Source organism: Vineibacter terrae (assembly GCF_008039615.1).
Taxonomy (GTDB): Bacteria; Pseudomonadota; Alphaproteobacteria; order Reyranellales; family Reyranellaceae; genus Vineibacter; species Vineibacter terrae.
Genome location: NZ_VDUZ01000005.1, coordinates 144,746 through 157,946, shown reverse-complemented (window position 1 = coordinate 157,946; position 13,201 = coordinate 144,746). Strand labels below are relative to the sequence as shown.

Here is a 13,201-nt window from a genome sequence, read left to right as displayed (position 1 = left end):
CCCGACGCCCGGACTCCTCGCAACAGGCATTACTTAGGTATTGCCCTAAGTAATAGGCAGCCGTAGGATCGCGGCGCTGGTTCAGGAAGGGGGTGCGTTCATGGTTGCCGCGGGAGCTGCCCCCGCCCCGATCGACAGCGTCTTCAGGGCGCTGGCCGATCCCACGCGGCGGCGTGTGCTGGAGCGGCTGAGCCGCAGCCCGGCATCCGTCAGCGAGCTGGCGGCACCGTTCGACATGGCGCTGCCGTCCTTCGTGGAACATCTCGGCATCCTCGAACGATCCGGCCTGGTGCGCTCGCAGAAGAAGGGCCGGGTGCGCACCTACCAGCTCGCGCCCCGGCGCCTGCGGCTGGCGGAGGACTGGCTGGCGCGGCAGCGCGACCTGTGGGAACGCCGTCTCGACCAGCTCGACGACTACCTCATGCATCTCCACGGCAAACAGGGAAAGGATGCTCCATGAGCACCAAGATCTTCGTCAACCTGCCGGTGAAGGACCTGGACAAGGCGATGGCCTTCTTCAAGGCGCTGGGCTGGACGTTCAATCCGCAGTTCACCGACGAGACCGCAGCCTGCCTGGTCATCTCTGACGACATCTATGCCATGCTGCTCACGCATCCGAAGTTCAGCGAGTTCACCAGCAAGAAGATCGCCGACGGCACGACCGCCGAGGCGCTGATCACGATTGGCGTCGAGAGCAAGCCGGACGTCGATCGTATCGCCGCCGCCGCGCTCGCGGCCGGCGGCCAGGAGGCCAAGCCACCGCAGGACTATGGCTTCATGCAGCTGCGCAGCTTCCTCGATCTCGACGGCCACCACTGGGAGGTCGCCTACATGGATCCCGCCCATGTGCAATCCCAGGCCTGAATCACCGGCCGGCACGTCACTCCAACGCAAGGTGCAAGCACATGACAAAATCCACACCATGGCAGCTCGATCCCGCGCTCGATCTCGTTCTTGAGCGGGTCGTCGATGTGCCGCGCGACCTGGTCTGGGAAGCCTGGACCACGCCCGAGCACATCAAGGTCTGGTTCACCCCGCGTCCATGGCGCACCACGCACTGCGAGATCGACCTGCGGCCCGGCGGCATGTTCCGGACCGTGATGCGCGGCCCCGACGGCGAGGCGTTCGACAACAGCGGCTGCTATCTCGAGGTCGTCCCGAAAGAGCGGCTGGTGTGGACCGATGCCCTCCTTCCCGGCTGGCGCCCCATCAAGAGCGGCGCGGGCTTCAACTTCACCGCCATCATCGCGCTGGAGGACCTGGGACGGCAAACGCGCTACACCGCCACCGCCATGCACAGCGACGAGTCGGGCCGCCGGCAGCATGAGGACATGGGCTTCCACAGCGGCTGGGGCGCCGCGCTCGACCAGCTCGTGGAGCACATGAAGACGCGCGCCTGAGCCCGCCTTGACGATCGCTCAGGACGTCATCCTCAGAGAGGCTGCATCCCGAGAACCAGGACTGTCATCCCGAGCGCAGCGAGGGATCTTTGCGAACAGGACCTCGATCCTCGAAAGCGGCACGCCCCGACGTTCCGGCCCGCATCATCGCGCGCCTCAGGCCGATCTGCCTCGGGCTGCCCGAAGCCCATGAGGAGGCCGCCTGGGTCGGCGTGCGGTGGCGGATTCGCAGGAACACCTTCGCCCACGTCCTCATGATCGATTCGGGATGGCCGCCGGCCTATGCCAAGGCGGCCGCGACCGAGGGGTCGGCCTGCGTGCTCACCTTCCGCTCGCTCCTGCCCGGCGTCGACGACGATGCGTTCCGCAAGCCGCCCTTCTTCAAGCCGGTGTGGTGGCCCGACATCGCCGGCATCTTCCTGGACGGCGACACCGACTGGACCGACGTCGCCAAGCTCGTGACGGCGAGCTATCGCCTGCTCGCGCCGAAGACGCTGACGCAGGCGAGCAAGCCGCCTTCATCCTGAGCGGCCATCACACGCCCTTGCGAGCCTTCATTGGGACAGTGCCCGGATCATTGGTCGCTGATACATCCATCATCCCGAGCGCAGCGAGGGATCTCCCGCGAATGGCGCACCGTGCGCCTTGCCGCAGGAGATCCCTCGCTGCGCTCGGGATGACAGGTGTGTCACCAACCAGTGATTCCGGGTACTAGCGGCCCCCCACGTCGAAGGGCCCATCACGGCCGCTCAAGCACGTAGAAGACATAGCCGTAGCTGCCGCCGCAGGCGCTGAAGACCTCGATCTCCTTCGCGATCTCCTGGGCGAGCGCCCGGACCGAGGCGTCGGCGTGATCGGCGAGCGCGGCGGCGCGCGGCTGCAGCACCGCGTAGTAGCCCTCGACCCAGGCTTCTCGCGGCAGCGTGTGCGTGCCCAGCACACGATAGCCGGCGTCGCCGGCGATGGCGATATTGGCCGCCATCGGCTTCATGTCGGGATAGCACGCCTGAAAGAACGCCCGCGCCATCGGCGGCGGGTCGTCCTGCAGCCAGACGAGCTCGCTGACGACGACGAACCCGCCGGCGCGGACCGCCGGTCGCCAGCACACGAGCGCGTTGGCGAAGCCGATATTGTAAGCCGCGCCTTCCGACCACAGCAGGTCGATATCGGGAAAGACCGCGGGTATGTCCTTCATGTCCATGCAGCGTGCGTGGATCAGCGACGCCGCGCCGGCCTGCGCCGCCCGGCGGCCCAGCGAGTCGAGGAAAGGCTGATGGCTGTCCACCGCATCGATGCGGCAGCCCAGCGCCTTCGCCAATGCCAGCGTCTGGCGTCCCGCGCCGCAGCCGGCATCGACGACCACGTCGAAGCGCTCGCGCGGCAGGCTGCGCAGGACCTGCACCGTGTCCGCGTCGCGGCCTGGCCCCAGCTTCTCCATGCCGCCAAAGAACAACCCGATGGGATCGAGATCGGTCATGCGCTCCTCGTGCCGGGCGACGATGCCCGATGCGACCGAAGCCGTCATCACCGCACGGCGCGGCGAGAATATGGCGATGCCGACCCGGCCGCCTCAGCTATCTCCTCGTCTTCACTGTCATCCCGAGCGCCAGCGAGGGATCTCCCGCGAAGAACGCACGGTGCGCCCTTCGCGGGAGATCCCTCGCTGGCGCTCGGGATGACAGTCCTATGTTTCGGAACACAAGCGCTCTGAGACTGGATGTGTGGATCCCGTAGTGCGGCAGCGGGGCGAGGGGAAACCTGCGCCTGTCGCAGGGGCGCTCGGGATGACGGGAAATGTGGCGATGCGATCCCGCACAGGCGCGACGGGACTCTTTTCGTTCCCCTCGCTTCATTGACGTCGCGCCTGAGCTGCCGCCACCCGGGCACACGGCTTTGCGTTGACGAATGCAGCAAGCACAGCCTCGTTCGATCCATCACAATCGCCGTCACACCGGCAGGCGTCCAGGTGAGCCATTATCAACCATCGGATGAAATTCCTATTTTATTCTCTCTTGATTTTTTGCGCCTCGCACTCTATATGTAATATCCTGGTCTGCGTTCCCGCCGCCGGGGCTAACGGGCGCTGGCTCGCGCCGCAGCTTCGGCTTCGACGCTACCAGATCGCCGGTTGCTGTCGTCAAGCAACACCGTCCTTCACACCACACCGCAGGTGCGCCCATGGTTGCTCCCGCCGTCGCCGCTGTGCCGGAAGATGCGCCCATTGCCTGGCCCGCGCCGGACCTGTCGCTGCTCGAGGACAGGCAGAGCGCGTTGCCGGCCTTCCCGCTCGATCGTCTGCCGCCAGCCTGGAGACGCTGGACGGCGCATGCGGCGCACGGCGCCAGCGCTCCGGTCGATCATGTCGCGCTGTCGCTGCTGACCGTGGCTGCCGGCCTGGTCGGCGCCGCGCGGCGCATCGCGCCGTCGACCTCCTGGTCGGAGCCCTGCGTGCTGTGGACGGCCCTGATCGGCCCGCCCTCGTCGGGCAAGACGCCGGCACTCGCCACGTCGCTGCGCCTCGTCCAGGCGATAGCGCAGGCGCAGCAAGCCGATTTCGACGATGCCGGAAACCGGCGCGCGGCAGCACAGGCCGACCAGCGCGAGCGCTGGAAAGCGGCGATCAAGCACGCCATCCGCAACCGCCTGCCATGGCCGGACATGCCGGCCGCGCCGCTGCCGGCACGTCCCGAGACGCGGCCCCTTGCCCTGGATGACGCGGGAATCGAGACCCTCGCCGGTGCGCTGCAGGCCACGCCGCGCGGCCTGCTGCTGACGCGTGACGGCAGCTCCCCCTGGCTGCGCGACATGGTGCGCGGCAGAGGCGGCCTGTGGCTGTCGGCATGGTCGGGCATGGCCTGCAGCGTCGTGCCCAAGGACGGGCCACCGATCCGCATCGACTGTCCCGCCGTCTCGGTGCTGGGCACCGCGCGGCCCGATGCGATCGCGGCCGCGTTCGCGGGCGACGACGACAGCATCGCCGCGCGCTTCCTGTTCGCCTGGCCACGGCGGCCGCCGTTCCAGGCGCTGGCCGACGCGGTGCCGCCCGCCGACGATGCCGCGGCGGCGCTGGCCAGGCTGCAGCACCTGCCCGACGGTCCGCGCGACATGCCGTTGACGCCCGAGGCGCTGCTCGTCCTCGACCGGTTCCGGCTGGCGCATTATGCCGACGCTTCAGGCCTGCAGGGACGCGAGGCGGCATGGTGGGGCAAGGGCCCAGGCATCGTGCTGCGCCTGGCGGGCGTGCTGACACTTCTCGATGAAGCCATGGGCGTCGCCGATATGAGCGAGCCGGCGCAAGTGCCGGCCTGGGCCATGCAATCGGCCGCCAGCCTGTGGCGCGATTACCTGTGGCCGCATGCGCGGGCCGTGCTCGGCATGGCCGGCGCCAGCGCGCATCACCACCATGCCCGCCTCGTGCTGCGCTGGTTGGCGAGCCGCTCCCTGGACGGCGTCTCCCGCGAGCAGGTCCGGCGGGAGGCGCTGGCCCAGGCGGTGAACGCCGCCGGCGCCGACCAGGTGATCGAGCTGCTGGTCGATGCCGGCTGGCTGCACGCCATCGAGCAGCGCGTCGGCAGCCGTGGTCCGCTGCGCCGCCGCTGGCTGGTGAACCCGGCGTTGCGCAGTGCTGTCTCCTCGCCCCGCGGCAGCGGGGAGAGGAAGGGGCCCATGCCGAAGGCATGGGAAGGTGAGGGGTAGGAACGATCAAGCCAGCAGCAAAAAACTGGGACTGATCGCTCGTACCCCTCACCTTCCCATCGCTTCGCGATGGGCCCCTCCCTCTCCCCGCTGCCGCGGGGCGAGGGGCAACGGCGCCATATCCGATCGCCTGGCCCGGACCAGGAAGATCGGAACCACAACCGCTCGGGATGACGGCGTGTCGGATGCGATCGAAACCCCGCAAACCGCGCAAGTTTCTGGAGATATCACCCTGTCCACCGAAGCCCTTGTCATCACGGCGATATTCAAGCTTCCTGGGATTTCTGAAACTGCGCTGGCCAGGGACGCCTGAAAAGCGCCCGCTCACCTTCACAGGCATGCCACGCCTCAACTTTCACGCCGCCGATGCCGGAAATGAGTCAGACTGACCCGACGATGAATGACCCCGTGCAGGCCAGTGTCGCCCTCGTCCAGCGCCACGCGCCCGGCTTCGTGCCGCGCGTCGGCCTGGTGCTGGGCACCGGGCTGGGCGGGATCGCCGACGAGGTCAGCCCCGCCGCGACGCTGCCCTACGGCGAGTTGCCCGGCTTCCCCGTGCCCAGCGTCGGCGGCCATGCCGGCCGGCTGGTGCTGGGCCACCTCGCCGGCACGCCGGTGGCGCTGCTGCATGGCCGCGCGCACTACTACGAGCACGGCCGCGCCGACGTGATGAAGGTGCCGGTGCGCACCCTGGCGCGCCTGGGCTGCGAGATGCTGCTGCTCACCAATGCCGCCGGCAGCCTGCGGCCGCAGATGGCGCCGGGCAGCACCATGCTCGTGACCGACCACATCAACTTCACCGGGGTGTCGCCGCTGTTCGGCGAGGCCGGCGACAACCGCTTCGTCGATATGGTCGATGCCTACGATCCCGCCCTGCGGCGGCGCCTGCTGGAAGCCGCCGCGGCCAGCAACGTCACGCTGCATGAGGGCGTCTATATCTGGTTCGCGGGCCCCAGCTTCGAGACGCCGGCCGAGATCCGCGCGGCCGCCCGCCTGGGCGCCGATGCCGTGGGCATGTCGACCGTGCCCGAGGTGGTGCTGGCGCGGCATGCGAAGATGAAGGTGGCGGCGCTGTCGGTGATCACCAACTTCGCCGCCGGCATGGGCAGCGAGCCGCTGAGCCACCTCGAGACGCTGCGCGTGGCGGCGCGGCAGGGCGCCGAGGACATCAGGCGCGTGCTGCACGCCTTCCTCGCCGACAGCAGCAGCGGCGCGGGCTGAGCCATGCTGCCGCAGGAGATCATCCGCCGCAAACGCGACGGCGCGGCGCTGGCAGCCGAGGAGATCGCCTTCCTGGTGCGCGGCATCACCGACGGCAGCCTCAGCGAGGCGCAGGTCGCGGCCTTCGCCATGGCCACCTTCCTGCGCGGCATGACGCGCGCCGAATGCGTGGCGCTGACCTCGTGCATGACACGCTCGGGCATCACGCTGGACTGGGCGTCGCTGAAGCCGCGCGGCCCCGTGCTCGACAAGCACTCCACCGGCGGCGTCGGCGACAAGGTGAGCCTGATGCTGGCGCCGATCGTGGCCGCCTGCGGCGGTGTGGTGCCCATGATCTCCGGCCGCGGCCTGGGCCATACCGGCGGCACGCTCGACAAGCTGGCCGCGATCCCGGGCTATCGCACCGACCCCGATATTGCGCAGTTCCAGCGCGTCGTGCGCGAGGCCGGCTGCGCCATCATCGGCCAGACCGACGACCTGGCGCCGGCCGACCGGCGCCTCTACGCCATCCGCGACGTGACCGCGACGGTGGAATCGATCCCGCTGATCACCGCCTCGATCCTGTCCAAGAAGCTGGCCGAAGGCCTCGACGGCCTGGTGATGGACGTGAAGACAGGCTCCGGCGCCTTCGCCGCCAGCGACGCGATGGCGCGCGCGCTTGCCGACAGCATCGTCGCTGTCGCATCGGGCGCCGGTCTGCCCACGACAGCCCTGATCACAGACATGGACCAGGTGCTCGGCGCCACTGTCGGCAACGCGCTGGAGGTTGCCGAGGCCGTGGCCTATCTCACCGGCACACAGGCGCGCACGCCACGCCTGCATGCGGTCGTGCTGGCGCTGGCGGCCGAGATGCTGGTGCTGGGCCGGTTGGCCGGCTCGCTCGCCGAGGCCCGCGCCAAGGCGGAGGCATGCCTCGCCGACGGCCGCGCTGCCGAAGCCTTCGCCCGCATGGTCGCCGCGTTGGGCGGCCCTCGGGACTTCACCGCGCACGCCGCGCGATATCTGCCGCGTGCCCCCGTGACGCGGCCATGCACCGCCCAGCGCGCCGGCGTGGTCGCCGGCATGGACGCGCGCGCGGTCGGCCTCGTGGTCGTGAGCCTCGGCGGCGGACGCCGGCGGGCCAGCGACGCGATCGATCCTGCCGTCGGCCTGTCCGATGTCGTCGGTGTCGGCCAGGCCGTCGCCGCGGGCCAGACGCTGGCCCTGATCCACGCCGCCGACGATGCCGACGCCGACGCGGCTGTGGCTGAACTGCGCCAGGCCATCCGGATCGCCGACACCGCGCCGCCCGCGCCACCCGTGATCCACGCCCGCATCGATGGCCGCGACGGCCCGGGAGCCGCGCCATGACCGCAGCCGTCGCATATGGCGCTTGTCGTCCTGAGCGAAGCGAAGGACCTCGTGGCTGGTGCCAGTCATCGACGGTTCTGGTGACGGCTGGGACCGCGCCGCTCCAGCGGCGCTCTTCCGGGCGGTTGTCCATGAGCGTCGCTGGAGCGACGCGGTCCGACCCGTCATCGGCAAGATCAGTGCCGGACCAACCACCGCAAGGTCCTTCGCTTCGCTCTGGACGACAGGAACCGACAGTCCGCCCTCCGACGGAGCGTGCGGCATGACCGCGCCCGCCCGCTTCGCCGCCCCCGCCGACGGCCGGCTCGATGCCGCGATGCGCGCGGCCTATGCCCGCGACGGCTTCCTGATCCTCGAAGGCTTCGTGCCGCCGGCCGACTGCGATGCGCTGCAGGCCCGCGCCGCTGAGCTGGTCGATGCCTTCGACCCAGCCGAGACGCCCACCGTGTTCTCGGCCACGACCCAGGAGCACGCGCGCGACGCGTATTTCCGCGAATCGGGCGGCGCGATCCGCTTCTTCTGCGAGGCCGGCGCCGTCGATCCGGATGGCCGCCTCGCCGTGCCCAAGGCGCTGGCGCTGAACAAGATCGGCCATGCGCTGCACGATCTCGATCCGGTGTTCGACCGTATCTCGCGCAGCGAGCGCTTCGCCGGACTGGCTGCGGCGCTGGACCTCGCGGCGCCGCTGCTGCTGCAATCGATGTACATCTTCAAGCAGCCCCATATCGGCGGCGAGGTCGACTGGCACCAGGACGCGACCTTCCTCTACACCAACCCGTCCAGCGTCGTGGGCTTCTGGCTGGCGCTTGACGATGCCGATATCGACAACGGCTGCCTGTGGGCCATCCCCGGCGGCCATAGCGGCCCCCTGCGCCGTCGCTTCCACTACGCCAAGGGCGCGCTGACGATGGCCGTCGTGAACGACACACCGTGGCCCGAAACGCCGCCGGTCGCGCTGCCGGTGCGGCGCGGCAGCGTGATCGTGCTGCACGGCCTGCTGCCGCATGCCAGCAGTGCCAACCGTTCGGCCCGCCCGCGCCATGCCTACAGCCTGCACCTGATCGACGGCCGCGCCGCCTACGCCCCCGACAACTGGCTGCAACGCCCCACGCTGCCGCTGCGGGGCTTCATATGAGCAAGGCAAGCCTCACTGCCGCTCCATGTCATCCCGAGCGCAGCGAGGGATCTCCCGCGAACGGCGCACCGTGCGTCTTCCGCAGGAGATCCCTCGCTGCGCTCGGGATGACAGTGAATTTGTCCAACACGACACCTTCACCATGACCACCATCGCCACCCTGCCCAAGGTCGAGCTGCACTGCCACATCGAGGGCTCGGCGCCGCCGGCGCTGGTGCGCCGCCTGGCCGCGCGCAACGGCATCGCCATGCCCGAGGCGCTGTTCGCCGACGAGCACCGCTTCGCCTGGAGCGACTTCAACAGCTTCCTGCGGGCCTACGACAGCGCCAGCAGCGCGATGCGCCGGCCGCAGGACTACCGCGACGTGATCTACGACTACCTGCGGCGCTGCGCCGCCGAGGGCGCAATCTATGTCGAGCTCTTCACCTCGCCGGAGCACGCGCTGGATGTCGGCATGGACTACGCCGCGCAGCTCGAGGCCCTGGCGGCGGGCATCGATGCCGCCGAAAAAGAGTTCGGCATCGTCGGCCGCCTGATCGCGATCTGCCTGCGCCACCGCGGACCCGATCGCGCCCTGGCCATGGCCCGCCTGATGCTGGAGCAGCGGCATCCTTACGTCGTGGGCTTCGGCATGGCCGGGGACGAGCTGCGCCATGCGCCGGCCGACTTCGCGCCCGCCTACCGGCTGGTGGCCGATGCCGGCTATCCGTGCACGGCGCATGCCGGCGAGGTCGGCGGCGCCGACAGCGTGCGGGCCACGATCGCGGCCCTGCCCGTCACCCGCATCGGCCACGGCGTGCGCGCCAGCGAGGATCCGCGCCTGCTGGAAGAGATCGCGCGACGCGGCATCGTGCTGGAGGTGTGCCCCGGCAGCAACGTGGCGCTGGGTGTGTACCCCGACCTCGCCGTCCATCCGCTGCGGCGCCTGATCGACGCCGGCTGCAAGGTGACGCTGAACTCGGACGACCCGCCGTACTTCGACACCAGCATCGGCCGCGAATACCAGATGGCGGCCGACGCCTTCGGGCTCGGCGCACAGGATCTGCTGCGCATCACGCGAACCGCGGTCGACGCCGCCTTCGCCGACACCGGCACAAAACGTCGTCTGAGCGAACGGGTCGCGGCGTACACGAAGTCAAACAAGCCTTCATGGTGAGCTTGTCGAACCATGAAGGCCCACGCGCGCACCGTGGTGCACCGCTTCATGGTTCGGCAGGCTCACCATGAAGCTATCCCAGGGGAGAACTCGCCATGACCATGCGCCGTCTGCGCGCTCTCGCGCTCAGTCTCGCCGTGCTCGCCGCGCCCATCGCGGCGGCGCGGGCCCAGGACGGACCGGCGCCCCATGATGCGCTGCTGGCGACACTGTGGATGCAGCGTTCGGTCGAGTACAAGGCCAGCTGCCTGGCGGCCTACACGCTGGCGCGCATCCGGCTGGAGCAGGCGCTGGCCGACACGAAGTGGACGGCTGCGCCCGCAGAGCAGACAGGCGCCTATGAGAGCCTGCCGCCGGCGGTGATCCTCGACATCGACGAGACCGTGCTCGACAACTCGGCCTACCAGGTGTGGATGATCAAGGCCGATCAGACCTTCGACTCCAAGACCTGGACGAAGTTCGTGTCGGCCGAGATGTCGACCGCGATCCCCGGCGCGCTGGAGTTCACCAAGTATGCCGACGCCAAGGGCATCAAGGTGTTCTATATCACCAACCGCAGCGCCGAGGAGGAGGCGCCGACGCGCCGCAACATGGAGAGACTGGGCTTCCCGATGGGCGGCAACATCGACACGTTCCTCATGGCGCGCGAGCGCCCGGACTGGGGCTCGGCCAAGGGCACCCGCCGCGCCCATGTCGCCAAGGACTACCGCGTCCTGCTCAGCCTGGGCGACAATTTCGGCGACTTCGTCGACGCCTATCGCGGCAGCGAGGCCGACCGACTGAAGGTGTACCAGGAGAACATCGAGCGCTGGGGCCGCGAGTGGATCATGCTGCCCAACCCCAGCTACGGCTCGTTCGACACCGCGCCCTACCTGCACGACTTCAAGCAGCCGCGCGCCGCCCAACGCAAGGCCAAGCTCGACGTGCTGCAGGGCTGGCCGGGACCCTAAATCTCCTCTCCCGCAAGCGGGAGAGGAAGGGGCCCATGCCGAAGGCATGGGAAGGTGAGGGCCCAAGCACGAGATGCCGTGTGCGAGGCCCTCACCCGTCGGCCGCTACGCGCCCGCCGACCTCTCCCGCTTGCGGGAGAGGTGAAGACCTGACATCGGAGAGTCATGATGGCGTTGCAAAGTCCGCTCACCCGTCGCCTCGAGTCCGCCGCCGTGCATCGCTTCGCCATCTACGCCGCCGTCGATCCCGACAGCATGCTGCACAACCTGGCCAGCGCCTGGCTCGGCCGCGATGCGGCGCGCGGCATGGGCCTGCAGCGGCCTCGGCTTGACGGCGTCGACGAGACCACGGCGGCAGCCTGGACCGAGGACCCGGCCCGTTACGGCTTCCACGCGACCTTGAAGCCGCCCTTCCGGCTGGCTGCCGACCGGTCCAGCCATGCGCTCGACAACACGTTGCGCAGCTTCACGGCGGCACGCGACCCGGTGACCCTGGGCCGGCTGGAGGTGACGGCGCTGTCGGGCTTCGTGGCGCTGCGCCCGGTCGAGGAGACGGCGGCGCTGCGGGCGCTGGTCGACGACATCGTGCGCACCTTCGACGTCTTCCGGCGGCCGCCCGACGATGCCGAGCTGCAACGCCGCCGCGCATCTGGCCTGACGCCGCGGCAGGAGGCCAACCTCATCCGCTGGGGCTACCCCTACGTGATGGATGATTTCCGCCTGCACTTCACCCTGACCGGGCGCCTCGACGAGCCGGCCCGCAGCCGCGCCGTGTCGGCGCTGGCCGACTACCTCGCGCCAGCCATCGCCGCGCCGCTGACGCTGAGCGCGCTATGGCTGTTCGTCGAGCCCTCCCCCGGCGCCCTGTTCCGCCAGGTCTCCCGCTACGCGCTGGCGGCGGCGTGATCGCCTCCCTTCTCCCCGCGCAGGCGGGGCATTCGCATATGCCCCTACCGTCATCCCGAGCGTAGCGAGGGATCTCCCGCGAATTGCGCACCGTGCGCCTTGCCGCAGGAGATCCCTCTCCTGAGCCTGTCGAAGGGGGCGCTCGGGATGACAGCGAGGTCATATGCGAATGGTCTGGCCGTCGCGGGAAGAAGCGGCGATCACCGCTACCAGCGCCCGCACGCTGTCCTCCAGCGCCCCGTCGTTGCTGATGGTGCGCACGTGACGTGCGGCCACGGCGAAGGCATCGGCGCGGCCCAGCCGCGCGTCGATATCGGCGGCCGATTCGCGGCCGCGAGCGCGCAGGCGCGCGGCCAGCACGGATGGCGGCGCAGTGATCACACAGACCTGCAGGCCGGGATAGCGCGCCTCGGCATCGGCGATGATGGCCCGCGACACGTTGACCACCACGGCACGGCCGGCGGCGAGGTCGCGGTCGATGCCGGCCGGCACGCCGTAGCGCAGGCCGTTGGCCTGCCAGTGCAGCGCGAAGTCGCCGGCGGCCGCCCGGCGCTCGAACGCCGCCGGATCGCAGGGCTCGTGATCCTCGCCGCCGGTGGCATCGTGCGGCCGGGTGATCACGCGGCGCGGGAAGACCACGTCCGCCTGTCCGCGCAGCGCCGCCTGGACGCCGCGGATCACGCTGTCCTTGCCGGCGCCGCTGGGGCCGACCACCAGCACCAGGCGCCTGCCGTCAGGCATCTTCGCGCAGCATCGTCGTCCAGCTGCGGAATTCCGCCAGCCCCGGCGTGCCGCGGCCGCGCACCTTGGCGAGGTCGTCGTAGCGGCGGACGCGCACTGCGGCTTCGGCATGCGGCTGCGCCATGAATGCCGCCGCCTGGGCCGCGTCGAACGGCCCGCCCTGCACCGCGAGGCTGACCTGTGATCCACGCGACAGTGAATCCCAGTAGCCGCCCTCGGCGAAGCACAGCCAGCGCTTGGCCGGCACGTGCAGGCGCACCGGCTCGGCCACAGCATCGCCGAACAGCGGCCGCAGCGCCTCGGCGCCCGAGTCCTCATGGCGCGCATCGATGCCCTGGGACGCCAGCCCGCGATCGCCCTCGCCCAGCAGATGGCCGATGTCATGGAACAGCGACGCCACGATCACGGGCGCCGGCTCGCCGGCCTCGACCGCCAGGGTCGCGGTCTGCAGCGCATGCGCCAGCTGCGACACCTGCTCGCCGCCATATTGCCGCGCGCCCGCCAGGGCGAGCAGCGAGAAGAGATCGTCGATCGTCGTCATCATGGCCCTTCAGATTGGAAGCCTTCATGGTGAGCTTGTCGAACCATGAAGGCTCTCGCACAACGTTGGTGCGGACTGCTTCATGGTTTGACCCGTTGAATGCGA

At 69.8% G+C, this 13,201-nt stretch carries 15 protein-coding genes; 12 read left to right on the top strand and 3 right to left on the bottom strand.

The window, feature by feature from the left end:
- Nucleotides 1-100 precede the first annotated feature (100 nt).
- The 4 genes from FHP25_RS06360 (at nt 101) to FHP25_RS06345 (ending at nt 1,927) form a co-directional block, all read left to right on the top strand.
- Entirely contained in the window at nt 101-460 is a 360-nt protein-coding gene (locus FHP25_RS06360) for an ArsR/SmtB family transcription factor (protein WP_147846063.1), read from the top strand.
- On the top strand, nt 457-864 hold the full coding sequence (locus tag FHP25_RS06355; protein WP_147846062.1) for a VOC family protein: 408 nt from the start codon (nt 457-459) through the stop codon (nt 862-864). Before FHP25_RS06360 ends, FHP25_RS06355 begins: the two co-directional genes overlap by 4 nt.
- A 41-nt stretch (nt 865-905) precedes the next feature.
- Nucleotides 906-1,400 (top strand): SRPBCC family protein, encoded by a 495-nt coding sequence (locus FHP25_RS06350; RefSeq protein WP_147846061.1) that lies wholly within the window; start codon nt 906-908, stop codon nt 1,398-1,400.
- Nucleotides 1,401-1,489: 89 nt separating this feature from the next.
- Nucleotides 1,490-1,927, top strand: a complete 438-nt coding sequence (locus tag FHP25_RS06345) for an MmcQ/YjbR family DNA-binding protein (protein WP_147846060.1) — start codon at nt 1,490-1,492, stop codon at nt 1,925-1,927.
- Nucleotides 1,928-2,139: 212 nt separating this feature from the next.
- Here the strand turns inward: FHP25_RS06345 and FHP25_RS06340 are convergent, their stop codons facing one another.
- Nucleotides 2,140-2,925: a class I SAM-dependent methyltransferase gene (locus tag FHP25_RS06340; RefSeq protein WP_218578224.1), complete on the bottom strand. Its 786-nt coding sequence runs from the start codon at nt 2,923-2,925 to the stop codon at nt 2,140-2,142.
- A 653-nt stretch (nt 2,926-3,578) separates the two neighbouring features.
- Here FHP25_RS06340 and FHP25_RS06335 point away from each other — a divergent pair.
- The 8 genes from FHP25_RS06335 (at nt 3,579) to FHP25_RS06305 (ending at nt 11,814) form a co-directional block, all read left to right on the top strand.
- Nucleotides 3,579-5,096, top strand: coding sequence for a DUF3987 domain-containing protein (locus FHP25_RS06335; RefSeq protein ID WP_147846059.1), 1,518 nt, complete (start codon nt 3,579-3,581; stop codon nt 5,094-5,096).
- Between the two features lie 178 nt (nt 5,097-5,274).
- Nucleotides 5,275-5,409 carry a hypothetical protein gene (locus tag FHP25_RS42235; RefSeq protein WP_269434382.1) on the top strand — a complete coding sequence of 45 codons (135 nt, stop codon included), beginning with the start codon at nt 5,275-5,277 and terminating at the stop codon, nt 5,407-5,409.
- A gap of 62 nt (nt 5,410-5,471) precedes the next feature.
- A complete protein-coding gene (locus FHP25_RS06330) occupies nt 5,472-6,317 on the top strand; it encodes a purine-nucleoside phosphorylase (RefSeq protein ID WP_231712218.1) in 846 nt (281 codons plus the stop codon).
- A 3-nt stretch (nt 6,318-6,320) separates the two neighbouring features.
- The gene (gene deoA, locus FHP25_RS06325) at nt 6,321-7,667 is read left to right on the top strand and encodes a thymidine phosphorylase (protein ID WP_147846058.1); all 1,347 of its coding nucleotides are present in this window, start codon (nt 6,321-6,323) and stop codon (nt 7,665-7,667) included.
- Between the two features lie 262 nt (nt 7,668-7,929).
- Nucleotides 7,930-8,802, top strand: coding sequence for a phytanoyl-CoA dioxygenase family protein (locus tag FHP25_RS06320; RefSeq protein ID WP_147846057.1), 873 nt, complete (start codon nt 7,930-7,932; stop codon nt 8,800-8,802).
- 142 nt (nt 8,803-8,944) lie between these two features.
- Nucleotides 8,945-9,958 (top strand): adenosine deaminase, encoded by a 1,014-nt coding sequence (gene add / locus FHP25_RS06315; protein ID WP_147846056.1) that lies wholly within the window; start codon nt 8,945-8,947, stop codon nt 9,956-9,958.
- A gap of 95 nt (nt 9,959-10,053) precedes the next feature.
- Nucleotides 10,054-10,908 (top strand): 5'-nucleotidase, lipoprotein e(P4) family, encoded by an 855-nt coding sequence (locus FHP25_RS06310; protein WP_147846055.1) that lies wholly within the window; start codon nt 10,054-10,056, stop codon nt 10,906-10,908.
- A 165-nt stretch (nt 10,909-11,073) separates the two neighbouring features.
- The gene (locus FHP25_RS06305; RefSeq protein ID WP_147846054.1) at nt 11,074-11,814 is read left to right on the top strand and encodes a DUF1045 domain-containing protein; all 741 of its coding nucleotides are present in this window, start codon (nt 11,074-11,076) and stop codon (nt 11,812-11,814) included.
- Nucleotides 11,815-11,973: 159 nt separating this feature from the next.
- Here the strand turns inward: FHP25_RS06305 and phnN are convergent, their stop codons facing one another.
- Nucleotides 11,974-12,555: a phosphonate metabolism protein/1,5-bisphosphokinase (PRPP-forming) PhnN gene (gene phnN / locus FHP25_RS06300; protein ID WP_147846053.1), complete on the bottom strand. Its 582-nt coding sequence runs from the start codon at nt 12,553-12,555 to the stop codon at nt 11,974-11,976.
- Nucleotides 12,548-13,099 carry an HD domain-containing protein gene (locus tag FHP25_RS06295; protein WP_218578223.1) on the bottom strand — a complete coding sequence of 184 codons (552 nt, stop codon included), beginning with the start codon at nt 13,097-13,099 and terminating at the stop codon, nt 12,548-12,550. The genes phnN and FHP25_RS06295 overlap by 8 nt, the downstream gene beginning before the upstream one ends.
- Nucleotides 13,100-13,201: the final 102 nt, after the last annotated feature.